The organism is Candidatus Hydrogenedentota bacterium, from assembly GCA_019637335.1.
Classification (GTDB): domain Bacteria; phylum Hydrogenedentota; class Hydrogenedentia; order Hydrogenedentales; family JAEUWI01; genus JAEUWI01.
Map to the genome: position 1 here is coordinate 183,239 of JAHBVV010000006.1, position 26,260 is coordinate 209,498.

At 64.3% G+C, this 26,260-nt stretch carries 19 protein-coding genes and 1 tRNA gene; 10 read left to right on the forward strand and 10 right to left on the reverse strand.

Annotated elements, in window-relative coordinates:
- Position 1: 1 nt before the first annotated feature.
- A complete protein-coding gene (gene ychF, locus KF886_09710) occupies positions 2–1,102 on the reverse strand; it encodes a redox-regulated ATPase YchF (protein ID MBX3177626.1) in 1,101 nt (366 codons plus the stop codon).
- Positions 1,103–1,318: 216 nt separating this feature from the next.
- Between ychF and KF886_09715 the strand changes: the two genes are divergently transcribed.
- The gene (locus KF886_09715) at positions 1,319–3,334 is read left to right on the forward strand and encodes a hypothetical protein (protein ID MBX3177627.1); all 2,016 of its coding nucleotides are present in this window, start codon (positions 1,319–1,321) and stop codon (positions 3,332–3,334) included.
- A 42-nt stretch (positions 3,335–3,376) separates the two neighbouring features.
- On the opposite strand, the gene KF886_09720 is transcribed toward KF886_09715, so the two are convergent.
- Positions 3,377–3,451, reverse strand: a tRNA-Arg gene (locus KF886_09720).
- Between the two features lie 168 nt (positions 3,452–3,619).
- Between KF886_09720 and KF886_09725 the strand changes: the two genes are divergently transcribed.
- Positions 3,620–4,960 (forward strand): HlyC/CorC family transporter, encoded by a 1,341-nt coding sequence (locus tag KF886_09725; protein MBX3177628.1) that lies wholly within the window; start codon positions 3,620–3,622, stop codon positions 4,958–4,960.
- Between the two features lie 72 nt (positions 4,961–5,032).
- Here KF886_09725 and KF886_09730 read toward each other — a convergent pair whose 3' ends face one another.
- Complete coding sequence (locus KF886_09730) at positions 5,033–6,169, reverse strand: DegT/DnrJ/EryC1/StrS family aminotransferase (protein MBX3177629.1); 1,137 nt, start codon at positions 6,167–6,169, stop codon at positions 5,033–5,035.
- Between the two features lie 174 nt (positions 6,170–6,343).
- Between KF886_09730 and KF886_09735 the strand changes: the two genes are divergently transcribed.
- Positions 6,344–6,535, forward strand: a complete 192-nt coding sequence (locus tag KF886_09735; protein ID MBX3177630.1) for a hypothetical protein — start codon at positions 6,344–6,346, stop codon at positions 6,533–6,535.
- Between the two features lie 46 nt (positions 6,536–6,581).
- Positions 6,582–7,490, forward strand: coding sequence for a CHAD domain-containing protein (locus KF886_09740; GenBank protein MBX3177631.1), 909 nt, complete (start codon positions 6,582–6,584; stop codon positions 7,488–7,490).
- A gap of 247 nt (positions 7,491–7,737) precedes the next feature.
- On the opposite strand, the gene KF886_09745 is transcribed toward KF886_09740, so the two are convergent.
- Both KF886_09745 and KF886_09750 read right to left on the reverse strand, forming a co-directional pair.
- Positions 7,738–8,619, reverse strand: a complete 882-nt coding sequence (locus KF886_09745) for a ThuA domain-containing protein (GenBank protein MBX3177632.1) — start codon at positions 8,617–8,619, stop codon at positions 7,738–7,740.
- A gap of 31 nt (positions 8,620–8,650) precedes the next feature.
- The gene (locus KF886_09750) at positions 8,651–10,057 is read right to left on the reverse strand and encodes an HDOD domain-containing protein (GenBank protein ID MBX3177633.1); all 1,407 of its coding nucleotides are present in this window, start codon (positions 10,055–10,057) and stop codon (positions 8,651–8,653) included.
- 414 nt (positions 10,058–10,471) lie between these two features.
- On the opposite strand from KF886_09750, the gene KF886_09755 reads away from it, so the two are divergent.
- Complete coding sequence (locus tag KF886_09755) at positions 10,472–11,086, forward strand: superoxide dismutase (GenBank protein ID MBX3177634.1); 615 nt, start codon at positions 10,472–10,474, stop codon at positions 11,084–11,086.
- A 160-nt stretch (positions 11,087–11,246) separates the two neighbouring features.
- Here the strand turns inward: KF886_09755 and KF886_09760 are convergent, their stop codons facing one another.
- Genes KF886_09760 through KF886_09775 form a run of 4 tightly spaced genes read right to left on the reverse strand, consistent with a single transcriptional unit; the run spans position 11,247 to position 16,693 of the window.
- Positions 11,247–11,684 carry a GNAT family N-acetyltransferase gene (locus KF886_09760; GenBank protein ID MBX3177635.1) on the reverse strand — a complete coding sequence of 146 codons (438 nt, stop codon included), beginning with the start codon at positions 11,682–11,684 and terminating at the stop codon, positions 11,247–11,249.
- Positions 11,653–12,612, reverse strand: coding sequence for an alpha/beta fold hydrolase (locus KF886_09765; protein ID MBX3177636.1), 960 nt, complete (start codon positions 12,610–12,612; stop codon positions 11,653–11,655). Before KF886_09765 ends, KF886_09760 begins: the two co-directional genes overlap by 32 nt.
- Complete coding sequence (locus tag KF886_09770) at positions 12,605–16,162, reverse strand: MFS transporter (protein MBX3177637.1); 3,558 nt, start codon at positions 16,160–16,162, stop codon at positions 12,605–12,607. The genes KF886_09765 and KF886_09770 overlap by 8 nt, the downstream gene beginning before the upstream one ends.
- Positions 16,163–16,222: 60 nt before the next feature.
- Positions 16,223–16,693 (reverse strand): MarR family transcriptional regulator, encoded by a 471-nt coding sequence (locus KF886_09775; GenBank protein MBX3177638.1) that lies wholly within the window; start codon positions 16,691–16,693, stop codon positions 16,223–16,225.
- Between the two features lie 144 nt (positions 16,694–16,837).
- Here KF886_09775 and KF886_09780 point away from each other — a divergent pair, with 144 nt between their 5' ends.
- The 4 genes from KF886_09780 to KF886_09795 all read left to right on the forward strand — a co-directional run bounded on the left by KF886_09780 (position 16,838) and on the right by KF886_09795 (position 22,590).
- Positions 16,838–17,767 (forward strand): TIGR01777 family oxidoreductase, encoded by a 930-nt coding sequence (locus tag KF886_09780; protein MBX3177639.1) that lies wholly within the window; start codon positions 16,838–16,840, stop codon positions 17,765–17,767.
- A gap of 115 nt (positions 17,768–17,882) precedes the next feature.
- Positions 17,883–18,131 carry a hypothetical protein gene (locus tag KF886_09785; GenBank protein ID MBX3177640.1) on the forward strand — a complete coding sequence of 83 codons (249 nt, stop codon included), beginning with the start codon at positions 17,883–17,885 and terminating at the stop codon, positions 18,129–18,131.
- Between the two features lie 515 nt (positions 18,132–18,646).
- Positions 18,647–19,867 carry a type II secretion system F family protein gene (locus KF886_09790; GenBank protein ID MBX3177641.1) on the forward strand — a complete coding sequence of 407 codons (1,221 nt, stop codon included), beginning with the start codon at positions 18,647–18,649 and terminating at the stop codon, positions 19,865–19,867.
- 668 nt (positions 19,868–20,535) lie between these two features.
- Positions 20,536–22,590: a redoxin domain-containing protein gene (locus tag KF886_09795; GenBank protein ID MBX3177642.1), complete on the forward strand. Its 2,055-nt coding sequence runs from the start codon at positions 20,536–20,538 to the stop codon at positions 22,588–22,590.
- 1,089 nt (positions 22,591–23,679) lie between these two features.
- Here the strand turns inward: KF886_09795 and KF886_09800 are convergent.
- Positions 23,680–25,188, reverse strand: coding sequence for a hypothetical protein (locus KF886_09800; protein MBX3177643.1), 1,509 nt, complete (start codon positions 25,186–25,188; stop codon positions 23,680–23,682).
- Between the two features lie 373 nt (positions 25,189–25,561).
- Here KF886_09800 and KF886_09805 point away from each other — a divergent pair, with 373 nt between their 5' ends.
- Positions 25,562–26,230 carry a site-2 protease family protein gene (locus tag KF886_09805; protein MBX3177644.1) on the forward strand — a complete coding sequence of 223 codons (669 nt, stop codon included), beginning with the start codon at positions 25,562–25,564 and terminating at the stop codon, positions 26,228–26,230.
- The last annotated feature ends 30 nt before the right edge of the window (positions 26,231–26,260 follow it).

Below are 26,260 nucleotides of genomic sequence, written 5' to 3' on the forward strand. Positions count from 1 at the left end.
GCTAAACGTTGAAGCGGAAGTGCATCACGTCCCCATCGCGCACGACGTAGTCCTTGCCTTCCACGCGCATGACGCCGGCGGCCTTGGCCCCGTTTTCCCCATTGTGCTGGACGTAGGCGTCGTACGCGATGACCTCCGCCCGGATAAAGCCCCGCTCGAAATCGGTGTGGATGACCCCGGCGGCCTTGGGCGCGGTCCACCCGTTGTGGATGGTCCAGGCGCGCACTTCCTTGACGCCGGCCGTGAAGTAGCAGATGAGGCCGAGCGCGCGGAAGCCCTGGTGGATGACCTGCTCCAGGCCGCTCTCGGCAGCCCCCAGGTCGGCCAGGAACTCGTGGCGTTCCTCTTCGCTCATGTCCACCATCTCCTCCTCCATTTTCGCGCAGATCTTCACCACCTCGGCGTTCTCCCGGGCGGCCAGTTCACGCACGGCGGTCACGTACTCGTTGTCGGCGCCGAGGCCCGCTTCATCCACGTTTGCGGCGTAGATGACGGTCTTTGCGGTGATGAACTTCATCTCCTGCTCGAGCGCGATGTAGGCGTCGCCTTCCCGCTCGGCGAAGTTGCTCGCGGGCGCGCCGCTTTCCAGGTGTTTCGCGAGCGACTCCGCGATATCGAGTTGCGGCTGAAGCTTGCGGTCCGTTTTGGCCTGCTTCTTCAGCTTCTCGATCTTCTTCTCCAGCTGCTGGAGGTCGGCGAGGAGGAGTTCGGTCTGAATGACCTCAATGTCATCCTTCGGATCCGGCTTGGCGTGGACGTGAACGACGTTTTCGTCTTCGAAGCAGCGCACCACGTGCACAATGGCCTCGGTTTCGCGGATGTTCGCCAGAAACTGGTTGCCCAGGCCCTCCCCCTTGCTCGCGCCCTTCACCAGGCCCGCGATATCGACGAACTCGATGGTGGCGTACTGGACGCGTTGCGGCTTGACGATCTCGACGAGCTTGTCGATGCGCCGGTCCGGCACGGGGACAATGGCCTTGTTGGGTTCGATCGTGCAGAAGGGATAATTCGCGGCCTCCGCATTCTGCGCTTTGGTCAGCGCGTTGAACGTGGTGCTCTTGCCGACGTTCGGAAGGCCGACGATACCGATACTCAGTGCCATGGGGGTCCTCGTGAAGACGTGTGGGTCTAACCCGCGCGGGCGCACGCGGGGCGGGTTGGAAAAAGCCGGGTAGTTGCCTGGGAGTGGGGCGCGCGCGCGGCAGGCGCCGGGCGGCCCACGGAAGGCGGTAGTGTAGCACGGGCCCGGCGCCCCCCTCAATACGACAGGTGCGCGCGCGCCCGGGATTTCGCTATAGTGAGGCGGGAGGAGGCCCTTATGAGTGAGAGCCTGGTGCGCCACGTCCTCGCGGCGGATCCGGAGTCCCTGTTGGCGCTGTCGCTGGAGGATCTGGCCTATTGCCAGGCCTGGTATCAGCAACACCGGGAGGCCGGATTGCCGCTCGACGGGCTGGAGGAACTGCCCGCGCGCATCGCGGCGTGGACCGCCGACAAGTCGCAGATCGATATCCAGACGGAGGGCGCGCGCCAGCAACCCCTGCTCCGCCGCCTGCTCGACGCCCTGCGCACGCGCGGCCCTGAAGGGTTGGCCCGTGACGAGCTGGAGTTCCTGAGCGCGGCGCATGGGTTGATCGCACGGTCGCGCTTGCCGCGTCTGCACAAGCGCGCCTTCGCCCGCCTGCAGCCCCACATCGCGGCCATAGAAACCGCGCGCGGGGCGCTCCCCCCCCTGTCGGCGCTACCCAACCTGGCGCGCCAGGTCCGCATCGTGACCGAGGAGGACATTGCTACGGCGCGTCCCCGCGAGATCCGGGCCTGCGGTGGCCTGCCGGAGGCGGTCCGGGGGCCGGTGATCGAGCACGATGGCGTTCTCAAGGTCGTCGGCGACGTTCCGGACGGCGCCACGGTGATCGCCACGGGGGCGTGCCATGTCACGGGGTATGTGCTGGGGCGGGTGCTGGGCGGCGCGAACATCGAGGTCGCCGAGAATATCGGCGGTCTCGCCATCTCGCAGAAGGGCAATATCCGCGCGCGCGCGCTGGTCAATCGGGCGCGGGCCATCGCCAAGCGCGGCCGCGTCACCTGCCGTTCGGCGCAGGACCCGGCGCTGGTCTACGCGGCCGGGGGGCTGAAGCTTCGGGAGGGAACGCGCCTCGGGACCTTCTTCGCGTCGCGCGCGGAGGTGGACGGCGTTGTCGCGGGCGGGCGGTGGCACGTCAACGAATCGATGCGGGCGCGCGAATTCGTTGGCGCGCCGCACACGCCGCTGGACATCGTGCTTCGGGAGTCCATCGGCTTCGAGGATTTTGGCGTGCGGCTTCCGGGCGAGGCGCACACGCTCCTGCGCCGCGCGAACCGCCTCAAGGGTCGCATCGAGTATCTCGAGCAACTCCGGGATCGCCAGACCGCCGAGGCCGAGCACTACGCCGGCGCGGCCCTGGCCAGCCTATTCGGCGGCAGCGGCGCCCAGGCGGCGCTCCAGGCGATTGAGAAGCTGAAACGCCGGCGGTCCTTTCTTCTGCGCATCATGACCGGCCTGCACCTGCTGACGCGATCGGTGGCCGATCGGATGCGCATCGCCAACCGGAAAACGCTCGCCGCGCGTGAAGCGCAGGAGGAGGTGCAACGCGCGATCCAGCGGAGCCTCTTGGAGGTTACCCGGGAACTGGCGGAGTTCATGGACGAGGGCGAATATCCGCAGGAACTGAATCGCGAATGGGAGGAGCTGGTCGCGCTGCATACGGGGTCGGTGGAAACCGCGGCGGAGGACGCGCTTTCCCGCGCAATCCTGCGGTTTCACGAGTCGCGCAAGGCGTGGCAGGAAGAAGTGATGCAGCTCGACGAAGCTATTGCGGCGCGGCAGTCCGATCTGGCCGAGGGCGCCGTGCGAAAGGAGCTCCTGAGCCGGGCGCAATCGGCGGGGGCCGCCCAGCCGGCCTTGTTACAGATCGTGCGGGCGGCGCGGGAACGCGGCCCGGCGGATCCCGTGGCGAAGCGGCTCGAAGCACCATTCATCCGGCGGATGATCGGGCTGCTGGAGAAGCGCAACGCCTGGGCGGGACGCTACGACGCGGAGGCGCGGGAAAACCAGGGCGAATGGAATCGCATTCGAGAGCGCCTGCACGCCAGCTATCACCTCGATCTGGCCGCCCAAAAGGCCGAAGCCCGGGTTGAAGGGCGTTTCGGGGGGGATGTCCGGCTGCATCCCGGCGAGTATCAGGCAAGCGACCGCGATCCGGCCGGGAACAGGTTGATCGTGGTCCCGGCGCCGGAAAACGGGCTGGCCGCGTATGTGTTGCGCGACGGCGTCATCCTGCGGCTTGGCCCCGATTGAGCGGGAAGGGATGGGCGCGAAAGTGCGGGGAGTAGCGGAGAATGGCGCCCCGAACAGGAATCGAACCTGTATTTTTCGCTTAGGAGGCGAACGTTCTATCCGTTGAACTATCGGGGCCCGGAGGGCGAAGTCTACTGAATTTCCGCGCCCCGGCACAAGTGGGGGCCGAAATCCCCAGGGGCGCGGGACCAGATCCCTTCCCCCCTTTGTGCGTTGAATCGCGATTCGCGTATTATCTCCGCGAACGGCGCTCACTCCACATCACGAACGAGGTTTCCCTCTCCCATGGCCATATTCGTCTTCAGTGTCCTTTTCGCACTGGGCCTTTCCGCAATCTGCTCCCTGCTGGAAGCCACGCTCCTGAGCTATACCTCCAGCCAGGTGGCCGCCCTGGAGGCAAGGCGTCCGCGCACGGGCCGGATCTGGCGCCGCTTCAAGGATAATGTCGAAAAGCCCATTGCCGTGATCCTGGTGGTCAATACCACGGCGCACACGGTGGGCGCGACGCTGGCCGGATCGCAATCGGAGAAGATCTTCACGTTCCAGGGGGGCGTCCTCGTGTTTTCGGGGATCTTCACCTACCTGATGCTTCAATTCACGGAGATTCTCCCCAAGACCCTGGGGGTCCGCTACAACGCCGCCCTGGCGCCGTTCATCGCCGCGCCGCTGGATTTGCTCATTCGCGTCATGGCGCCGGTGCTCTGGTTTATCCAGCTGGTGAACCGGCCTTTTTCCAGCCGCCAGCAGAGCGGCGAGGACACTACGTTGCAAGAGATCGCCGCGCTGGCCGCGAGCGCGCCCCTGATGGACCCGCACCTCGCCCGGATGATCCGCGCCGCCTCTGAAATGGAGAGCATCCGTGTCCGGCAGATCATGACGCCGCGAACGGAGGTGCTCTACCTGTGCATCGACGATCCGATGGACGAAATTCTCGCGACAATGAAGCGCTGCCCCTTCACGCGGCTGCCGCTTTGCCGGGAGTCGATCGACGACGTCATCGGGATGGTCCATGTAAAGGATCTGGTGAAGGTGCTGGATCTTTCGCCCCGGAGGGCGTCGCGATCCGGAGAATCCGAAGCCATGCCGACGGGCGAGGGCGAGTTGCATGTAATCGGCCAGGGCGTGATCCATCTCGACGCCATCAAGCGCGATGTATTGTTTCTCCCGGAACATACGAATGTTCTGGAGGCGCTTCGGCGGTTTCAGGAGGCGCGCCTGCACCTGGCCGTCATCGTGGATGAATACGGCTCGACCATGGGGATCGTCACGCTGGAGGACGTCATCGAGGAGATGGTGGGCGACATCCGCGACGAGTTCGACCTGTTTGCGGGCGACATGATGAAAAAAGAGGGCGACGCCTACCGCATCAGCGGGCGTTTTCCGCTGCACGAGATGGCGCACCACATCCCCAACCTCAGTATCGACCACACCGAAGAGGATGTGGACACCGCGGGCGGCTACATCTCGCAATTGCTCGGCAAGGTTCCTGTCCCTGGTGAAAGCGTCAACGTGGGCCCCTATACGTGGACCGTAACAGCGGCGGATGTGCGGCGGGTGCGCGAGATCCTGCTGGAGCCGCGGCCGGACGCGAAGGGGTCGGCGGGAGATTCGAATTCCGAGGACTAACGCGGTGGAGGCGTGCCAAACCGGCAGGCATTGCCGGAACAGGCGTATCCACCCCTCGCTTCGAGTCCCTGGTCAGGCGAAGTAGCCTTCCAGGACGTCCACCACGCGTTGTTTCATGTTGTCGTCGAGTTCGGGGTAGATGGGGATGGCGAGCGTTTCTCGGGCGGCTTTTTCGGCATGGGGAAAATCGCCTTCGCGGTAGCCGAGGTAGCGGAAGCAGGCTTGCAGGTGGAAGGGTATCGGGTAGTAGATATCGCAGCCCACCTGGTTCTTCAGCAGGTGATCCTTCGCCCCGTCCCGTCCGCCGGCGATGCGGACAATGTACTGATTGTAGATGTGATGCTCGCGCCCCCAGACGGTCACGGGCAGACCGATTTCCGGGCGGGTGAAATGGGCGTCGTAGAATGCCGCGTTTTCCCGGCGCATCCCGTGCCAGCGTTCGAGATGCTTCAGCTTGACCCGCAGCACGGCGGCCTGGATGGCGTCGAGCCGGAAATTACCCCCGATAAGATCGTGGTAGTACTTCGGTTCCATCCCGTGGTTTCGCAGGCGCCGCAGCTTCTCGGCCAGATCCCCATCGTCCGTCACCAGCATGCCCCCATCGCCGAGGCAGCCGAGGTTTTTGCTCGGAAAGAAGGAAAAACAGCCGATTGCGCCCATGGCGCCGGCCTTTTTCACGCCCGCCGCGCCCGGGTACGTTGCGCCGATGGCCTGGGCGCCATCCTCGATGACGGGCACGCCGTAGCGCGCGGCCACCGCCAGAATCGGGTCCATGTCCGCGCACTGGCCGTACAGGTGCACCGGCATGACGGCTTTCACCCGCTCCGCCGCGTCTGGATTGGCTTCAAACCAGGCTTCGAGCGCGACGGGATCGATGTTGTAGCTGACCGGGTCGATATCGACGAGCACGGGCGTCGCATTCAGGCGCGCAACGACCCCCGCGGTGGCGAAGAAGGAATAGGGCGTGGTGACCACCAGGTCTCCCGGGCCGACGTCGAAGGCCATGAGGGCGGCGAGCAGCGCATCGGTGCCGGAGGTGACGCCGACGGCATGGGCGGAGCCGCAATAGGCCGCGATTTCCGCTTCCAGCCCTTCCACCTCGGGGCCCATAATGTAACGGCCGGACTCCACCACGGAGAGGACCGCGCGCTTGATATCGGCTTCGATGGGGGCCAGCTGCGCTTGCAGGTCGAGCAGGGGGACATTCATGGGAATACTCCGGACGGGCGTGGGGCGAAGCCCCCTTCAGGACAGGGTGTGCGGGTCATCGGCACGCCCCGATCATAGCACTTTCCACGCGCCTCAATCGACGCGGCCCGCTTGGGACGGCGCATTGAAATGCCGTATACTGGCGGCCTCACAGCCAGCAAAGGAAGTTCCCCTATGCCTTCACGCAGTAGACGCGAAAGCGTTCTTATCGTAGACGCGGCCCGCCTGAACGCCATGCAGGGCGTTTGCGACTCCGCCCGCATCTGGAGCCGCTCGCGCGGCGAGGACAAGTCGCGGGCCGAACGCGACCTTCTCCGCGCGCTGGCGCATCTGGCCGAACTCCCCGACACGACCGAGGAAGAATGATTGGCTCCGCCGCATGCCGGCGCGTGACCACCGCGGAGTTCGGCGCATGACCCAACCCTGCCACACCGGCCCCGAGGCGGCTATCGCCGCCATCCGCGCGCAGGTGGCGATCATCCACGCGATGGCCCCCGGGGTTTCCGAACTCGATCCGGGGGCGATCCACGACATGCGGGTGGCGTCGCGCCGGCTGCGCATGGCGATCCGCGTTTACCAGCCGTACCTCGATCCGCGCGACGGCAAGCAACTCCGCAAGCAGGCGAAGAAGATCACCGGCGCCCTCGGAATACGTCGGGAATTGGATGTTATGGCCGCCATGCTCCGGGAACATCGGGAAGAAACACGGACGATCTGGCGACGTTTCATGGATCACGCGATCGAGGTCATCGAGCGGCGGCGGGAAGCCCAGGCCCCCTACTGTCAGGAGGCGGTGGCGCTGGCGGCGGATCTGGCGGGGCAGGAAGGGCTGGATGGCTTGCTGCGCGGGGCGCCGGAGGCGGGGGGCTGCCTCATTTCGCTTGCCCAGTCCGAATTGCGGGTGGCGTTTCAGCTTGCCCGGCATGCGCGGCGCGCGTGGAAGCAGAGCGGCGACGCGGAGGACCTGCATCAGGTGCGGATTGAACTGAAGCACCTGCGCTACGCCTGCGAGTTTCACGCGGGACTCTTCGGCGAGCCGATGGCGGCATTCATCGGCCGGGTCAAGGGCGCGCAGAACCTGCTGGGCGAATGGAACGAGTGCCGGCTGCTGGAGGACATGGTGCTCACGCTGGGCAACGCGGCCGACTACCGGCTGGCGCAGGGCGCGCCGTTGGTGGCGGAGGCCTACGGCAACCGCGCCGGCGATCTCGCGGAGCAATTCCGCGAGGCGGGAAAAGCGCTGCTGGGACGCCGCGCGGCGCGGGAATTCAAGCGGCTGGTGAAACATCCCGCCGCGGCATGCTGCAACCCGGGGATGTAGCGGCGGCGGAAGACGAACCGCCGACGTCGGAAATGCGCGCCTTCGGCGCGATGCAGGCGGGCCGCCTGCGCTCCCATTGGTCAACGCTTCCGTTTTTGACACTGGGGCTCAACAAACGAACAAAAAAAAGACTGAATCGCATACCGGCCAATCAGCACACTACGTCCCCTCTCCTACCTCATAAAAAGGCGGCGCTTCCGGCCGGACCGTGGGCCCGACACCGGAAACGCCGCCGGAATACCTTATATCAGCGGGCTGCGCCGGTCAGGGGATCCAGTTCGGGGGGCACAACCTCGCTCCAGTTCGGTTCGGCGCGGGTTTCGCCTTCGCCGCCGGCCCACCGGATCGTGTCTTCGAAATGCGCCTTGAAGTCGGGGTTTGTCCAGACGTCGTCGCGGTGCCCCATCGCGTTGTAGAACACGCGGCCCTTTCCCGAGGCGCTGCACCAGATGACGGGGTAGTCCGGCACCCGATACATCTCCTGCTTTTCGCGTTCCTCCGCCGGATCGAGCAGGGCCAGCACGCGCATCGTCTCCTTCTGAAGGTGGGAGAAGAGGTACCACTCGTCATTGATCTTCCAGCCGTCCTTGAGCCGCGCCATCGTTGGGTGTTCCGGGTCGACCACGCGCAGCGTGCCGACGAACTGGGCGCCGTGGCCGCGAAACTCGCCGCCGATCACGTCGAGATAGGGGGATTCCGGCGCAAACTGGTTTCGCTCTCGGTGCCACGTGTCGCTCGCGCAATGGAAGCCCACCAGGCCGCCGCCCGCCTCTACCCATTCCAGGAGGGCCGGCATGGCGTCCGGGCCCGCGGGGGGCGAGCCATCCGCGGCATCGGTCTTGCAGAGGTCTTCGGTGGTGTAGAAGATGACGACATCAAAGTCCTTCAGCTTTTCGGCGGTGAGGATGGCCCCGTCTTTCGTGGAGACCAGCGTGCCGCCCATACCCTCTATCAGGGGGGCGATGACGGTCTCGACGTGGCAGGGCTGGCCGTCTTTCACTTTGACCACATCGTGCTCAAAACCCGCCGACTTGCTGAAAAAGAGGACCCGGAGCGGGTCCGCCTCCGCACGCGCGGCAAAACTTGCAAGGGTCATAAAGGCCACCATAGCCACGAACGACGTTCGCATTGTTACTTCTCCTGTTCATGCAACACCGGCGTCAACCGCCGATTTGCTGCTGTTCGCTCATCAAGTCCATTGTTCGCTGATACAGAACCGCGAACGCGCCGCCATCCATCTCAAGAATTTCCAGCAATTCCGCGTGTGTTTCGCCTGCCCGGGCGGCCGCGGCCGGATCGAGCCCGGCGGGGAGATCCGCGATGCACGCGCCGAGGGCGACCACCGCAACCTGCGCGTGGGCGGCCTGAGCACTCTTGAAATCGTGGTGAAAACGGATGGGTTCCTTGATTTCCCGCGGCAGCCCCCATCCGTCGGCGAGCATGTAGCCCACTTCGGGATGGGCGATCCCGAAGTGCTCGTTTTCCTCGACAATCAGCAGGTCGTCGGGCAATTCCTGATCGACCTGCGTGTAGGGCTTCGGCGCAATGGTCGCCAGGGCCGCGCGGCCGATATCGTGCACGAGCCCGGCGGCAAAGAGCGCGCTGGCGCCGTTTTTTCGCTTTATGCGCGCGATTTCGCGGCACGCGGTGGCGCAGGTCATCGAGCGGGTCCAGAAACGCTTATAGTCGAACCCGGAGCCCTTGTCGAAGTACTCGATGACCGCCGACGCGAGGACCACCGAATAGACTTCCCGCAGCCCGAGGAGCGCCGTCGCGCGTTCGATGGTCTGCACCTTGTGCGTGAAGGCGTAGGCGGCGGAATTCGCCAGGCTCACGACCTTCGCGGCGAGGGAAGGGTCCTGCCCGATGATCGCGGCGACCTGGTCGGTGGAGGTGTCGGGATGTTCAATGGCCTCCCGGACTTTCGAAACGGTCTCGGGGAGGGCGGGCAGGGAACTCACCTTTCGGATCAGGTGTACGACTTTCTCGAACTTCAGGCCGCTTTCCACCAGCGAGATCGGGGCGGCGGGCGCCGCCACGACCCGGGCGGAGAGGGCCACGTTCTTGTCGCCGTCGATCGTGTAGCTATCCGGGGACCCTACTTCGACGTTGTAATAGCGCTTGAGCGCGGTGCGCACGTCGGATACCGCCACGAGGAAGGGGCGGACGCGCAATCCGGTTTTCTGCTCGAGTTCGGCGACGGTGGCGGCGTCGAGCGGGCACGCCATGCCCACGGAGAGGTTCTTCCCCATTTTGTCGATCGGCAACACCTCGTGCTTGAGCGCGAAATCGCGATCGACGAGTTGGATGACGTCCTGCGGGATCGTGTAATTCAGGAGATCGATACTGACGGTCCCGGGTTGGTGGGAAAGGAAGCGCACGAAGGCGCCGGTGTCCATGTGCCCCAGGGCGATGAGGTTCTCGACGATTTTGCCTCCTTCGCTCCGCTGCTTTTCCAGGGCCTCCTGAAGCTGTCCGGGCGTGATAAGGCCCTCCCGCACCAGCAGTTCGCCAATACGGCGCGGGGCGGCGGGCGACCGGGTAGTGGTGGTTCTATCCTGTGACAAACGTTCCTCTTTCTCACGGTGGCAGTTTGCGCGGGAGGGGCGCGCGGTGCTGACCGCCTGGACTTTGCTCAGGCGCCGGGCGCGGATCTCCCACCGATTCGATAAGTTTACGTACTGGGCGTTTTCGTGTCAATCATACCAGCGGTTGTATGGGAGGGGAACGATTGAAGGGGGAGCGCGGGCTTCGCGACGGCGCACGCGTTCTGTTATACTTTTCCAAGCAGGAATATTGGGCGGGCTGCTTGTGTTTCGATCTTGAGGGGCGGGGTGTACTTGCTTTATACGAACGCCCCGCCCATTGAACATGGCCCCGCGGGCGCACACGCGCGCGCGGGCTTCCCGCAGGACCCATTCGACGTTTGGCCGGCCATCGTGTATCCGGCCCTTCGAGAACCAAGAGAAGGAGAATTCCCCATGGCATTTGAGCTACCTCCCCTACCGTACGCATTCGACGCGCTCGAACCCCATATTGACGCCAAGACGATGGAAATCCACCACGACAAGCATCACGCGGCGTACGTTGCGGGGCTGAACGGCGCGCTGGAGGGCCTGGACGGGTACGAGGGCAAGTCCGTGGAAGCGATCCTCGCCGCGATCAGCGAGGTGCCGGAGGCCAAGCGCCAGGCGGTCATCAACCATGGCGGCGGGCACGCGAACCACACGCTGTTCTGGAACATTTTGAGCGGGTCGGGCGGCGGCGCGCCATCGGGCGATCTGGCGGCGGCGATCGACGCGGCGTTCGACAGCTTCGATAACTTCAAGGAGCAGTTCTCGAACGCGGCGAAGACGCGTTTTGGCAGCGGCTGGGCGTGGCTCGTGGTAAACAGCGCGGGGCAGCTTGAAGTGCTGAGCACGCCGAACCAGGACTCCCCCCTCATGAATGGCAAGACGCCGATTCTGGGGCTGGACGTGTGGGAGCACGCGTACTACCTGAATTACCAGAACCGGCGCCCGGACTACGTGTCCGCGTTCTGGAATGTGGTGAATTGGACGAAGGTGGCGGCGCTGTACGCGGCGGCGAAGGGCTGATCCCCGACTGAATAACGACTAATGGGCTGGATGCCGGCTTTGTCCTTCGGGGCGCTGGCATCCGGCTTTTTTTTGCGCGCGGTCCGCTGGAACCGCGGGTGCGTATTCCCAATTCGGAAAAGACGGCGACGCCCCGAGGCCCCCGCGCATTCCGGCCCGATTAGAGCGGGCAGATCATCCGGTAATGCGGCCCTACGCCCGGAATGTCGAACGCCTCGCCCTCGATATTGAGTCCCAGATGCTCGTAGAACGGCCGCGCGTTTACCCGGGCGTTGCACCAGAGCTGTTCGCCGCCGTGGGCCGCGGCATAGGCCATGCAGGCGTGGACGAGCTTACTCCCGAGCCCGTGGCCGTGGTGTTCGGGCAGGACCGCCATGCCGCGCAGGCGCCAGGCGTTGTCGAGGCCATAGCCCTCGGGGCCTTCCTGGTAGAGGGAGGCTATCCCCACCAGGGAGCCCTCCTCGTAGATTCCGAGGTGGGCCGTACTTTCCAGTTCATCCCCCGGGAACACTGCGGCCTCTGGGGGCTGGTCTGGCCGCAGCACTTGCTCTCGTATGGGATAGACCTCACTCGCGGACACCCGGCTGATTAGCGTCATGGCTCTTGACCTCCTCTAAAAACGCCCGTATGGCGGCGGTCACCTGGTCGCTCTCGTAATCCCAGAATACCACATGATCCGAGGTCTCAAGCCAGATCATTGCCTTCCGCGCGCTGGCGATCGCGGGCAGCGCGGCGGCGGTGGCCTCGGGAGAGGTGATGGTGTCGATGCGTGAATGAATGGCGAGCACGGGCGCGGTGATCGCGCCGAGGGTGGTTTTGTCGCGCGCCCTGCGGGCCACGCCGGCGGCCGCGATCATGCCCTGAGCCGGAATCCAGCGATAAAAGTCGATGCGCTTCCGGTTTTCCTTCAAGTTTACCGGACCTCCGCCCGACCGGCCCGGAAACCAGCGGATGATGGGGGCAATCGTTGGGGCAAAGCGTTCGAGCCGGAAGCCGAGGGTGTCGGACCAGGTCAATTCGAAGTAGGGCGCGCAGAGCACGAGCCCTTGGACGGGTTCTTCCGCCGCGACGATCGCGGCCAGCGCGCCGCCCAGGGAATGGCCGACGAGGACGACATCGGGAAAGCGCACGCGCAGTGCGCGCACCTCCTCGCGCACCCCCGCGATGAGGTCCTCTGTGGAGGTGCGCTCGAAATCGCGCGGGCTGCTCCCGTGTCCGGGCAGGCGCATGGTCCGCACGAACCACCCGTCTTCGGCCACGCGGTCGGGCAGGTCGTTAAAATTGCTCTGGGCGCCAATGAACCCGTGAATGAAAAGGACGGCGCGGCCGGCATCGGGCGGCCCCAGTTCGCGCGGGGTGGCGCCCTGGAGGAAATCGGCGCCCGGGTCCCGGGGGGCGTTCCGCTCGTAGCGCGAGACCAGGGCGTCTGTAATCAGGTTCATGAGGACGGCTCCGACAATCGTGACCATGAGGCCATAGGCGGCCCGGGCTTTCCAGCGCCCCCGCCGCGCCGCGGGCTTAGCCACCCTGGGCCTCCGGATTCATCTCCTGCGCCATTTTCTTGACCGTCTTGATATCCATTTTTCCCGTGCCGAGCACCGGTATTTCCGCGATGGCGTGGAACGAACTGGCGCGGGGCGCCCAGAGATTTGGTATGTCCGACTGGGGAATTGCCTTCAACAGGCGATCGAGTTCGTCCTCGGCCAGGGTGTGGAAGACGACGAGCCGCTCCCCTTTCTGGGGGTCTGGAACGCTGGTCACGGCCATGCGCTGCTCGGTGAGATCGAGGAGGCCGTGCAGGGTCTCCTCCACTTTCGTGTGCGGCACCATTTCCCCCCCGATCTTGCTGAAACGGGCGAGGCGATCCGTGATCGTGATGAATCCGTCTTCGTCCAGGTGGGCGATGTCCCCGGTGGTGTACCAGCCATCCTTGAGGACGCTCGCCGTCTTCTCCGGTTTGCCCAGGTAGCCCTGCATGATGTTGGGCCCGCGCACGAGCAGCAGGCCGTCCTGGCCGGGAGGCAACTCCGCGCCCGTGTCGCTGTCGACGATTTTGATCTCCTGGCCGGGGATGGGGCGGCCAATGCTGCCGTGATGCGTGCCGGGGCTGTAGAAACCGGGCGAGATACAGTCGGGGATGTTGGCGGCGACGGCGGGGGCGCACTCGGTGGTCCCGTAGCCCTCGAGTGGCTCGATTCCGAAGCGTTCCTTGAAGGCCAGGCGCACCCGCGGGGCGAGTTTTTCCGCGCCGCAAACCACGAATTCGAGACTTGCCAGTTGATCGGGCTCGCATCGCCGGATGAAGCCCTGGAGAAGGGTCGAGGTGCCGATCATGATGGTGCCGCGATACTGTTCGATCAATTTGCCGATGATTTTTGGCTCCAGCGGATTGGCGTGGTAGGCGCCGCGCAGCCCGTGAATGAGGGGCAGCCAGAGCGTGGCCATGTAGCCGAAGGAGTGGAAAAACGGCAGGAAACCGACGAGGCAGCTATCGCGGTGATTTGGAAATACCTCAAATGCCGCGTCGATGTTGGTCATGATATTGCGGTGCGTGAGCATGACGCCCTTGGGGTCGCCTTCGCTGCCGCTGGAGAAGATGATAGTCGCGAGGTCGTCCGGCATGCGCCTGGGGGCTCCCAGGAGCTTGTCGAGGACCGGAATCGGGCAGAGGAGGGCGAGTAGTATGGCGATCAGGCGGTCCTTGCCGGTAACGGTCTCCTTGATATCCTCCAGGAAGACGGCTTCCCCGGGCACTTCGAGCGGGAGGCGTTCGAGGAGCTTGCGCGAGGTCAGGACCTGGGAGATATTGCACTGGGAAGCGCAGGACGCGATCATTTCGTTGTTGGCGGTGTAGTTCAGGTTGACCGGGATCCGGCCAAGCAGGGAGAGGGCGGTGTTGGCGAGTACGCCCCCGACGGAAGGCGGAAGCAGCACGCCCACGATTTCGCGGCCGTCCAGGCGCGCGCGTAGTTTGCGCGCGAACACGATGCAGCCGACGAGCGCCTTGAAGTAGTTGAGCTGGCCGGAGAGCACGTCCGCCACGGCCACTTTACGGAGGTTGCGCCGGGCCATCTTGACGAAGCCGTGGTGCAGATTCTGGAAACGGAGCGGGCGCGCGGTATGCACGGCATTCCCGAGCGCCTGGAGGGATTTCCGCAGGGTTTCGGAGCCGCAATCCGCGGGGAGCGGCGCGCCGAAACGGATATCCACCGGATAGGGGATGCGCTTGGGCAGACGCCATTGAAAGCGGTCGTCCTCAAAGATGTACAGGGACTGCCAGGTGCGCGACGCGTAGAAGGGAATGGCGGTTACGTCGAGCCCTTCGAGGAGCGCGGCGTATCCGTCCGCCCAGGGGAACAGCGCGCCATCCGGTTCCGCCCTGCGCTCGTTGTTGACGCAGACGGCTCCCCCCGTCGCCAGCACGTCGCGCACGGCCTGGGCGACGGCGGCCTGGTCGGCTTCGGTGGGGCCGCATTTCACGGGGATAATGCGCATCATGCGCGCCAGGCGCCCGATCAGGGGCCGCTGGTAAACGTCCTCGCGCATTACAAAGTGAATGTCGCGGTCTGTTGCGGCGAAGAAGGCGAGGCAGTCGATGAAGCTGATATGGGTTCCGGTGAAGAGGACCGCGCCGGTATCCGGGAGGTGCTCGCGACCCGCGACGCGCACGCGGAAGGCGGTATTGGCGAGGAACCAGAGGCCCGCGCGCAGGCACAGGTGGGGCAGGCGGAAAACGATGTAGACACCGATGGCCAGCGACAGGACTCCGGTGACGAGGAAAACCTGGTAGGTTGACAGGCCCGCCAGGCCGAGCAGCATGAACAGGATGCCGGAGAACGCCATGCCGACGAAGGTGAGCATGTTGGTGGTGGCGATGACGCCCCCCACCGCGCCCCTGGGCGCGCGGTGCTGAATGGCCGCGGCGAGCGGCACATCAAAAATTCCGGCGAAGAAGCCGAGCCCGAAGCTGCTGATTGCGATGTAGTAGAAGTATGGGCCGAGCTGCGCATGGGCGCGGGCTCCGGCCGCCGCGCTGGCCGCGAGCGCCTCGCTGTCGAGGACCTGCGGGATGGCCAGGAGCACCGCGAAGATGGCCATGCCGAGCGCGCCGATCGGCACGAGGCCCATCTCGATTTTTCCGCGGGAGAGGAATCCGGCGGCGAGGGCGCCAAAGCCGATGCCGAGGCCCACCGCGGCGAGCAGCGCCGACTGCGCGTTCTCTGCGAGTTGCAGGGTGTCGCCGCCGAATTTGATCAGGTTTTGCTGTACGAGGGATCCGGCGAACCAGAAGTAGACATATCCGATGACCACATTGAGAAGGATCCGGTCCGACCAGATCGCGCGGAAATAGCGCCCCATGCCGGCCCAGGGCATGAGCGGGTTCAAGGGGAGGCGCGCCGCGGGGTTGGCCGGTTCCGGGCGGGTAATGAAGAAGGAGGTGACGAGCCCGAGAATGGAAAGGGCGACGAGGAACATCGAGACGATGTAGAGGTCGTCTTTAAAGGCGCTGAAGAGTTCGCCGGCCGCCCATACGCCGAGGATCACGGCGACGATGGTCCCCATTTGAATGATGCCGTTCGCCCAGGAGAGGCGTTGCTCGGGAACGATCTCGGGCATGATGCCGTATTTCGCCGGGCCGAACATGGCGCTCTGTGTGGCCATGAGGAAGAGGATGCCCCAGATAATGAAGGGATTGCCCATCATGAAGGCGATACCGCCGGCGATCATGATGCCCACTTCGATGAACTTGGTCCAGGTGGAAACGCGGCCCTTGCTGTACCGATCCGCGAGCGCCCCGAAGAGGCTGGGGAAGATAATGAAGGGCAGGGAGAACAGGAAACGGGAGACGCCCGAAACGTAGTCATAGCGCGAGAGGGTCAGGTCCCAGCCCAGGATGGAGAACATGAGTTCGCCGCCGGCGGCGCCGCCCGACATGATGGCCAGCAGGCTGAAAACAATGACCCACTGGTAGACGTTGTCGTTGAAGGCGCCTTGAAACTGGGTGACCACGAGGGCCCAGAAACCCCGGGGATGGTAGGGGCGCTCCGCGCCGGTTGGCTGTTGCGTGTCGGTCATTTCAAAACGTCCTCCAACCCATTGCCTGTTTCTCGGTCCATGCCTGGCGGGGGGAGGCGGCTAGGCCTCGCGCGCGCAGCGCGCCCGCACCTTTTCCAGATTGCGGATCATCGCGCGGCAACCCGCTTCGTCCACGCCCTCCATCACCGCCTGAATGCTGCTCCGGTAAAGCGGCTCCACCTCGTCAATCAATGCTCGCCCTTCGGGAGTCAGGTCCACATGGTAAATCCGGCGGTTGCCTTCGACCGCCTGGCGCTGAACCAGGCCCTTGCTTTCTAGCTTGTCCAGCACGGAGGTCACGCTTGCGCGCGTCACCACGAGGCGCTTTCCCAGGTCCGACTGGGTCCAGCGTTTTTCCTTATACTTGAGGGAGAATAGCACGTTGAACTGCGCCTCGGTCAGCCCGAAGTCCCGGAACAAGTCGGCTCCCTTGAGGGAAAGCAGCCCGGCGGTACGGATAATGCTGAGCACGGCTTCGTGCCGAATATCCTCCATGGGCCGTTCGAGTTGCAACTCTTTTTCGAGTGACATAATCTGCTCCTTCAAACGGAATGTATAGCGATTGTAAATCACATCATTGTTAGAAGTCAATCGGTATGTGGCGGCGACGAAACGTTAGTCCGGCTTATTTGGGAAGACGCCGGAAAGGCGTGCTACCATGGGCGCGATTGAAACATGGAGGATAGCACCGTGCAGGTTGTCGTGAGCGGATCGACGGGGCTCGTGGGACGGGCCCTCTGTGAGGAACTGTTGAAGTCGGGACACACGGTTCGCCCGCTGGTCCGCGATACGTCGTCGGCCCCGGCCGGGTCGATACCGTGGGATCCGGCGCGGGACCAGTTGGACGGCGCGGCGTTGGACGGCGTGGACGCGGTGGTGCATCTGGCGGGGGAACCCATCGCGGCGGGGCGTTGGAACGCGGCGCGGAAGGCCCGCATCCGGGATAGCCGGGTTGCGGGGACGCAGTTGCTCGCGGAGCGGCTGGCGGGGCTTTCGCAGCGCCCGGGGGTACTTGTTTCGGCTTCGGCGATCGGATTCTATGGCGATCAGGGCGATGCCGTGGTGACCGAAGATACGCCCGCGGGCCAGGGCTTTCTGGCGGAGGTTTGCCAGGGGTGGGAAGCGGCCGCCGCTCCCGCCGCCGACGCCGGGATCCGGGTTGTCCACCCGCGCATCGGCATGGTGCTTTCGGAGCGCGGCGGCGCGCTGTCCAAGATGCTCCCCCCCTTCCGGATGGGGATGGGCGGGCCGATTGGCCGGGGCGCCATGTGGATGAGCTGGATCCATCTGGAGGATTTGGTGCGGGCCTTGATTCACATGATAGAGACTCCAGAACTGGCCGGTCCCGTAAATGCGCTTGCGCCCAATCCGGTGACGAATCGCGACTTCACGCGCGCGCTCGGATCGGTGCTGCGGCGTCCGGCGGTTATTCCCGTGCCCGAGACCGCGCTGAAATTTGCGCTCGGGGAGATGGCGGAGGAATTGGTTCTTTCGAGCCTGCGCGCGGTTCCGAGCCGCCTGGAGGGGTCGGGGTTCGCATTTAAATTTCCGGAGGTCGAGGCGGCGCTGCGTGATCTGCTTTCGGGATCGGAGGCGAAGGCGTAACGAAACGTCTGGCGGGAATGCGAGGGGGCGCGGTTGCGGCGGCTTATTGGGCTTCGTATACTGATAGCAGGCGGTCGCTTGGCCGCTCGGCCTTAACATGGGGAAGACGCTCCGGGTGCTCAGTGTAAGCTTCAAGGAAATCATTCTTGTCGTGGCGATCATCGGCGCGCTGATTTGGATGCGCGCCTTTCGCACTTCCATGGAAACGCAGACGGAGCGTTTCTTTCTGAAGCTGAAGGGCCCGGACTATGGTCCGGGATTCGGCTGGCGTGGCATGCTTGCGGCGTTCGTGCTGGGGATTGCGTGTTGCACCATCCTGGCGTTGGTGGTCTACCGTATGTGGTCGTGGTACGCGGGCGGTTGACGCCCACGATCCGTCGGGTTGTCAGGATTTGGTCAGCGGGGCAGAAGTTTGTCATGCCTCTCCCCTTCTCCTAATCTCACTTCGTGATCGTAAGTCTCATTTTTTGAATTACTTACAGATTCGCCTGGCCCCGGTGGCTGTTTTGGCATTGCGCTTGCTTTTACCTCGGCAATGGGTATACGGAAGCAGCCCCCGGGGCCAGGCTAACATGTAACCATGTTGACGCTGCCACCAAGCCCGGGTTGCGGTACGCCATCCCGTAGATGGGTGTGCCGGTAACCAGCCCCGGGCGCTGTTTTCGCGACCCAGGTCAGGAAGAATCCGAGGCCGGCGCGAATATCGTTCGCCCGGCTTTCTCTTTCGGCGGCGTTGTAAAGAATTTACCAAGAAAACACTTGTCTTCCGCGTAAGAAGTGCTTATACTCTTTTTATCGTGGCGTATAGCGTCACGCGCAGGACACAAGCAATGCGGTTCCCGCCTGGCGGCGGCCCGCCCAACGAGGAGATTGTCGCGGATGCCGACCTATGCCTATACCGCACGCGCCAAGAACGGGACCAAGCAGACGGGCACCCTGACGGCGGCCACACGCCAGGCCGCGGCGCAAATGTTGCAGCAAAAGGGCCTTATCGCGGACAAGCTGACGGAGAAGAAGGGTGGCTTCGCCCTTGGCGGCGCGGGCGCGAAGCTGAACAAGCGCGTCAAGACGGCGGAATTGCTGGTATTCACGCGCCAGCTTTCCACGATTGTCAGCGCGGGCCTGCCGCTGATGCAGGGCCTGGATATTCTGGCGGATCAGACGGAAGACCCGAATTTCGGTGCGGTCATTGACGCGATCGCGCAGGATGTGGAATCGGGCGAGACATTTTCAGACGCGCTGCGGAAGTATCCGCGCGCGTTTCCGGATCTCTACGTGAGCATGGTGCGTTCGGGCGAGGCGAGCGGCGATCTGGACGGGGTGCTGTTGCAGCTGGCGGATTATCTGGAAGCCTCGGAGGAATTGAAGCGCCGCATCAAATCCGCGATGACGTATCCGGTGGTGGCGTTCAGCATGATTGTCCTGATCGCTTCGGGGTTGATTATCTTCGTGGTGCCCCAGTTCGCGACGATTTTCGAGCAGATGGGCGGCACGCTGCCGGCGCCGACGCGAATCCTTATCGCGATCAGTGACTTTTTGCGGACATGGTACGCCATCCCGACGATGGTCGCAGTGGCGCTGGCGATCCATTTCAGCCTGAAGGCCTACGCGCAAACGGAGACGGGGCGCTACAACCTGGACAAGGCGCGGCTTCGGGTGCCGGTGTTCGGGATGCTCTGGCGGAAGGTGGCGATCAGCCGCTTTACGCGCACGCTGAGCACGCTGACGCGCAGCGGCGTGGCGATTCTGCAGGCGCTGGAAATCACCGAGCGCACGGCGGGCAACGAGGTGTTTGCTCGGGCGGTGCGGGAGGCGGCGGACAGCGTCCGGAACGGCGATACGCTGGCGGATCCGCTTATGCGGAGTGAAGTGTTTCCGTCGATGGTGACCCGGATGATTGGCGTGGGCGAGAAGACGGGCGCGCTGGAAATCATGCTCCAGAAGATCTCGGATTTCTACGACGCCGAGGTCAAGGCGCTTGTGGACAGCCTCACGAGCCTTATCGAGCCGATTCTTATCGGCCTGATGGGCCTCGTGGTGGGCGGTATCGTGATTGCGTTGTTCATGCCGATCCTGATGCTGTCGCAGCTGGTCTCCTGACAGCCGTTCATGACGCGTTGCGTCACCCATTAAGGATGAAAACTGACGGCGGCTTCGCCGCCTGGCAGGCGGGGACGCCTGCGCTCCCAGCCTTTGCCGCTTCCCTGGGAGAGATGCTGTGATCTGGTTTGTATGAGGCGGTTGTGGTAATGCCAGGGCGCTTCTTTTCAGAGCAGTCAACTTTCGAAGGCCGGGCCGATGGGTCCGGCCTTCTTTTTTTGGGGCTGGTCGGCTATGGCGGGAGCCCCCTGACATGGGCGGCGGCGGCGCGCGGGATGCCGAGTCGTCATCGCGGGTCAGGCAAGGATGCCTAATCCGCCCGAGGCGGACTTCCTGGTACAGCCTTGCATGACGCGTTGCGTCACCCGTTAAGGATGAAATACTGCTCCTGACTGATGGCGCTCTTGTGGAGTCTTGCACGCTCAAGCCTTCGCGGCGGAGCCGCGGAGCTTGAACGTGGCACCCGCGGCTCCCTTTGAAAATTCAGAACATGCGGAGGGTGTCATGGCTGGAACCTTTACACGGTCCTGGTGGCTTCGCGAATTGATAGCCCGGGTTTTTGGGAGGGGGCTTGTTCGCTGGCGGATGCGCGGCCCAATCACGGGCGCAGCGAAACCGGCGGCGCGCGAGGCCGGGTCTAACGCCCAAACCGCAACTGAGGTCTCACCATGAAGTATATAGCTGTTCCCGCCGTGTGTCTGCTCGCCGCCCTGTCGGCGGTTGCGTCGGATCACCCCGCCGAGCCGGCTCCTCCGGCGCTTGAATCGGTAGAGAACTTCCGCCTGATCGCGCATGACGATCGCTCTTTTGAGCTTTTCCATACGGCCGACGCGCGCGCGGTGGTGCTGTATATCCATGGTGTTGGGTGCCCGATTGTCCGGCGAAGCGTTCCAGAATTGAACCGGATTCATGACGACTTTGCGCCGCAGGGGGTGCAGTTCTTCATGATCAATGCGAATTCCCAGGACAGCCGTGCGGATCTTGCCGGGGAGGTGCAGGAGTATGGCATCACGATGCCGGTGCTGAAGGATGAGACGCAGCGGATTGTGCATAGCCTGGGCAGCCGCCGCACGGCCGAGGTGATTGTGCTTGATCCGTCGTCGAAGTGGCAGATGATTTACCGGGGTCCGGTGGATGATCGGTTTGATTACGGGACCCAGAAGGAGACGGCGGAGAACCGCTACCTGGAGGCGGTGTTGCAGGCGCACCTGGCGGGCACTCCCCTTCCGGCGAAGGCCGCCGATACGAAGGGCTGCCTGATCAATTTTCTTGCGGAGGAGGAGCCTGTTTCCTACGCCGCGCAGGTGGCGCCGATTCTTCAGTCTAAATGCGTTTCTTGCCACAGGCCTGGCGGGGTGGGGCCGTTTTCGATGGACAGTTACCGGCGCGTCCGGGGGTGGTCGGACATGATACGCGAGACGCTCCGTACGCATCGGATGCCGCCGTGGCACGCGGATCCGCAGTACCAGTCGTTTCACAATTCGCTCGATCTGACGGTGGAGGAGCGCCGGACGCTGCTTGCCTGGGTCGAGCAGGGCGCGCGCCAGGATGGCGACCGCGATCCGCTTGCGGATGCGCCTCCGGCCTTGGATGCGAGCTGGACCCTCGGCACGCCGGACCTTGTTGTGCAGCTGCCCGAGCCGGAGACGCTGCCGGCGAGCGGGGTGTTTGACTATCGCTATATTTCGGTGCCGTCGGGGTTGACGGAGGACAGGTGGCTGCGGGCGGTGGAGGTCCTGCCGACGGCGGTGGAGGCGGTGCACCACGCGCTGGTGTTTATCCAATACCCGGCGCGGTACCGGCATCTGGAGCCGGACGCGCGGGGCGGGCTGGACGGATTCTTCGCGAGCTACCTTCCGGGCGGCAATATTCAGCCATTCCCGGAGGGGACGGCGCAATTTGTACCGGCGGGTTCGTCGTTCGTGTTCCAGATGCACTACAACTCGACGGGGAAGGAGGAGGTGGACCAGACGCGCATGGGGCTGTATTTCCATGATGGGCCGCCGCGTGAAGTGTTGCGTATCCGGGCGGCGGCGAAAACGGATTTCGAGATTCCCCCGCACGCGCGGGATTTTGCCACGGAGGCGACGTACCGTTTTCGGGAGGACGTCACCCTGCTGGGCCTGTCGCCGCACATGCACTACCGGGGCAGCCGCTTCCGGTTTGACGCGACATTTGCGGACGGGCGTCAGGAGACGCTTCTTTCGGTGCCGTGGTACCAGTTTGACTGGCAGCCGATGTACTACTTCAGCGAACCGATTGCGGTGAAGGAGGGCGCGCGAATCCATTGCACGGGCGCGTTCGATAATTCGGCGTTTAACCCGCGGAATCCGGATCCGACCCAGCGAGTTCGCTTTGGCGAGCAGTCCCACGAGGAGATGTTCATCGGGTACGTGACGTACAGCCACCCGTACCGCCCGGAGGATTTTGCGCCGCGCGAGGAGAATCCCGACAGCTGGCCGGGCTACGGCAAGCCGCTGACCGCGGAGTATCTAGCGGGGACCACATGGCGGGTCGGGCGGCGTTTCGAGCTGCGCTTCGAGCCCGCGGGCAAGCTGGTGGTAAACAATCAAATAGAAGGGGAATGGTCGCTGGAGGGGCAGAAGGTGCAACTGACGACGCCATTGCGGAGTTTCGCGCTCGACGTGGTGCTCGACGGGCTGTACGTGGAGGGGCGTCCGCTGACGCGGGTTACGGAGGAGAAAGCGGAGGGCGAGGTCTGAAAAAGGCTCATCCGGATTGAGCGTACGGGATTATTCACAGGCGATTCTCCGTGCCCGAATTATGCGGAACCGCCAATGTATGCCGGTTGGGGCCTCTGTTGGAGTAATCGTATCGACTGGTCTTCCGGCCCGAAGGGCCAGTGCAGCTACCAGCCCTGGGCAACGCCCAGGGAACACGGGGACACCATCTTCCCCGCCCTGAAAGGGCAGCCGCAGTGGTTAGGCAGTCCAGCGTTTCTGAAGTTCAACTGCGCTGCCCTTTCAGGGCGTATAAGAAACACACCGCTCAAACCCCGGGCGTTGCCCGGGGCTGAAAACTGCGTTGGCCCTTCGGGCCGAAAAAATCCATTGGCATCCAGCTCTGCTGCCAAATATACGGTCTGCACTACAGACAAGGTTCAGGGAATCTTGTATCCGCCTATGGCGACGCCCGGAAAAGTGGACCGAGCAGACTACTCCTATTTGCCGCCATATTTGCCGGTATACCTTCAAACCCGATGAGTCAAAAAAAACGCCTCCGGCTGGAGGCGTGATCGCATCCGGGGGAGCCGTTCCGGCGGGAACAACGGAATTGGTTCTCCCCCAAGCCCGCGCACTGTTCCCAATACGCCTGTATGGCTCTCTCCCATTGGATGCAACGGATTAACCGGGCCCGCCGCCTTGCGGGGGCGGGCTCCGGAGACCGGCGGAAGTATAGCATAGGCTGGGGCGGTTTCAAACTTGCGCCGGGGGCCGGGGAGGGTGGCGTCGCGGTTGTGGGTCGCCGTGGGGATAATCGCTCGTGCGGGGTGGTGTTGGCGGTGTGGGGTTGCTGGCGCTCCAGGGACACGAACGCGCCTTGGGCGCGATCGCGTGGCACGTTGTGTGGGCACCGCCGTAGATGGCGCGTAGCGTCAGGAAATGTCACTGCGGGGCGATGGGGTGAACCGGAAGTCTCTTTCGTATCGCGCGGCGCAAGCGACGAGCCGTGCCGGCAGGGATGCCAGCGCTCCATCGCGCTCACTTGCTTTGGACGGATGCGATGCTCGGTCCCGGGGTGGTGTGCATACTTCGTTTGTCGATCTTGAATGGCTGGCCACGGCGTGTCGATCAACGTCCGATGAGGGCGGCGAGGAGGGCGAGGCAGGCGCGGGCGTCGACGGGTTTCTGGAGGAGGCCTTCGGCGAGGGCGCGCAGTTCGTCGTCTGTGAGGACCTGCGTGCCCAGGGCGGCGCGGTGGCGCATGCTGGCGCGAAAGGCCCAGAATAGTTCACCGGCGTAGTGGGGCTGGCAGATTTCCTTCTTGGGCTTGCCGCGGCCGGCCTGTTCCAGCGCCTTTTGCATGCGTTCTTTGATGCTCCCCTTGAGGCCGTCGTTCTTGAATCCGCCTTCGTTGACGAGATTGACGGTGGCGGGATCCTGAAGGCGCGGCAGGAGCCAGCGCTCCAGCTCCTGCTCGAGGACGCCGCCGAGGATGAAGTCTTCCGGGGGCGCCTGGGCGCCGCTCTTCAGGAGGCGCAGGTACTTTCGGGACTCTTCCCCGAAGACTTCCCAGCCGGGGATCCAGGCGTCGAGGGCCTGGCCGACGGTGTCGGCGAGGGTGAAGGTCGCGGTGCAGGTCTCCCCCGCTTCCTCGACGAGCACGGCGCCGCCGTGGAAGGCGATGGCGCGGGAGAAGACGGCGGCGCTGGGCGAGGAGCCGATGGCGCCGGTCTTTGCGCCGATAGCGATCATCCCCGTGGCCTCGCGGGTGGCGGGGTCGTATTCCAGGAGCAGATCGAGCGCGCCGCCTTCGGGGAGGGCGTCGGTGGCCCAGCGGAAGAGGCTTGCGAAAGCGCGGCGCATCCGGTCGCGGTTGAGGGGCAACTGGGGAAAAGAATCGCTGAAGGCGACCGCGCAGGTCACGCTGGATTCAACCAGGCGCGGCTCCGCCGCTTCGCGGCACTCGGCGAAGAGACGATCAAGGTCGACCATGTCACGGGGTCCGGTCTCCTCCAGGAGGGCGAGGGCTTCGGCGGCGCCGGCGAGATCCGGCGCGCGCCCGAGGCAGGCCGCGACCTGTCCGGCGATTTCGAGGGGCTCGGGGGGCATGCGCATGCCGTGGAGCCGGAATTCAACACCGTTTTCCGTGCGATCGATGCGCCCGCCGGAGGTGGCGAGGGTCCAGCAGTCACTGATGACGTCGAGGGACATGGAAAAGACCCCGTGGACCGGAAATCGATCGGGTATGCGGCCGGCACCGCTGAATCCGATGCCCATGCGCGGGATCATGAGGCTGTTTTCTTCCTGCTCGAAGATTTCGACCATCAGCGTGGTTCCGGGGGCGCGCTCGATGCCCTTGACGAGGGCTCCGACGCATGCGGACATGCGGGCGGTGTCGCCGACGAGCTCTTCGCGGACGTGATCGACGTTCACATCGAAGCTGGAAGGCGGGAAATGGACGACGAAGTTCTGGAAAATGTTGTCGGGGCGATAGAGGTCGAGGTCGGGATCGGTGAAGAGGGTGGCGAAATCGCGCGCGGCGTGGAGGTTGGCGGGGTTGTTGTGTTCGACGGCGTCCGCGAGGATGGGTTCGAGGGCTTCGATGAACGCGGATCGGGAAAAGGCGGGGATGGCCATGGGTACTGCTCCTTCTCGGGGGAAGTTTACGGGAGGCGGGGCGCGCCTTCAAGATCTGGGTGGTGCGGCGAGGGACTGCAGGGACTACAGGGACGGCAGGGACTTCAGGGACGGCAGGGACTTCAGGGACGGCAGGGACCTGAAGGACCTGAAGGGACCGGCAGGGAAAGCGTGGTCGGCGAGTGGCGTTGCGTGGTGGGGGGTATTGGGGCGTGCGGCTCTGATTGATACGTTGCGCCGGTTTTATCTATACTTCCGGGACCCGTGCGGGCGGCGTTTTTGTGTATTTTGAGGCCGCCCCCCACCCCGCTGGCGCCGATGTCGTTGCGGGTGAATTCTCCCTTGCGCGCGGCCGAAAGGACTTCCGTAACCGATGCAGATAGAACCCGGCGTTGTTCTGATGAAGTACTTCTGCCTCCTGTTTTCGCTGTGCGTGCACGAGGCGGCGCACGCGGCGACGGCGAACTGGTGTGGCGATCCGTCGGCGCGGCTGCTGGGGCGCATGTCGATCGATCCGCGCAAGCACATCGATCCGCTGGGGACGGTGGTGTTGCCGCTGCTGATGATGATGACCAATGTGCCGTACCTGTTCGGGTGGGCGAAGCCGGTGCCATTTAACCCGCGCAACCTGAACAACATGCGGCGGGATCCGGTGCTTATTGCGCTGGCGGGTCCGCTTTCCAACATTGCAATAGCGCTGACTTGCGCGGTGTTGCTCCGGATCTTTTTCATGCTGGAGCTCGGCGGGGTCACGATACCCGCGGCGGAGGCAATCCTGGCGCTGCTGTACGGGATGATCGTGATCAACCTGGTGCTGGCGCTGTTCAACATCATCCCCCTGCCGCCGCTGGACGGGCATCACGTGCTGTATTACTTCCTGGGGGCGCGGGGCAAGGAGATGATGGAGCGGATCGGGCCTTTCGGGATTATTATCGCGATCCTGTTTGTCGCCGGGCCGTGGCTTCGGACGGCGATGCCGATCGCGGAGCGCGCGGTGTTCTTCATCATCACGTACGGGCTCGATTTCCAGCAGGTCGCCTGATCGCGTTTCCCATCCTCGCGCCCCGTTTGC

Coding starts and splice junctions, on each gene's coding strand:
- ychF (MBX3177626.1), bottom strand. CDS start 1,102: ATGGCACTGAGTATCGGTATCGTCGGCCTTCCGAACGTCGGCAAGAGC.
- KF886_09715 (MBX3177627.1), top strand. CDS start 1,319: ATGAGTGAGAGCCTGGTGCGCCACGTCCTCGCGGCGGATCCGGAGTCC.
- KF886_09725 (MBX3177628.1), top strand. CDS start 3,620: ATGGCCATATTCGTCTTCAGTGTCCTTTTCGCACTGGGCCTTTCCGCA.
- KF886_09730 (MBX3177629.1), bottom strand. CDS start 6,169: ATGAATGTCCCCCTGCTCGACCTGCAAGCGCAGCTGGCCCCCATCGAA.
- KF886_09735 (MBX3177630.1), top strand. CDS start 6,344: ATGCCTTCACGCAGTAGACGCGAAAGCGTTCTTATCGTAGACGCGGCC.
- KF886_09740 (MBX3177631.1), top strand. CDS start 6,582: ATGACCCAACCCTGCCACACCGGCCCCGAGGCGGCTATCGCCGCCATC.
- KF886_09745 (MBX3177632.1), bottom strand. CDS start 8,619: ATGCGAACGTCGTTCGTGGCTATGGTGGCCTTTATGACCCTTGCAAGT.
- KF886_09755 (MBX3177634.1), top strand. CDS start 10,472: ATGGCATTTGAGCTACCTCCCCTACCGTACGCATTCGACGCGCTCGAA.
- KF886_09760 (MBX3177635.1), bottom strand. CDS start 11,684: ATGACGCTAATCAGCCGGGTGTCCGCGAGTGAGGTCTATCCCATACGA.
- KF886_09770 (MBX3177637.1), bottom strand. CDS start 16,162: ATGACCGACACGCAACAGCCAACCGGCGCGGAGCGCCCCTACCATCCC.
- KF886_09775 (MBX3177638.1), bottom strand. CDS start 16,693: ATGTCACTCGAAAAAGAGTTGCAACTCGAACGGCCCATGGAGGATATT.
- KF886_09780 (MBX3177639.1), top strand. CDS start 16,838: ATGGAGGATAGCACCGTGCAGGTTGTCGTGAGCGGATCGACGGGGCTC.
- KF886_09790 (MBX3177641.1), top strand. CDS start 18,647: ATGCCGACCTATGCCTATACCGCACGCGCCAAGAACGGGACCAAGCAG.
- KF886_09795 (MBX3177642.1), top strand. CDS start 20,536: ATGAAGTATATAGCTGTTCCCGCCGTGTGTCTGCTCGCCGCCCTGTCG.
- KF886_09800 (MBX3177643.1), bottom strand. CDS start 25,188: ATGGCCATCCCCGCCTTTTCCCGATCCGCGTTCATCGAAGCCCTCGAA.
- KF886_09805 (MBX3177644.1), top strand. CDS start 25,562: ATGCAGATAGAACCCGGCGTTGTTCTGATGAAGTACTTCTGCCTCCTG.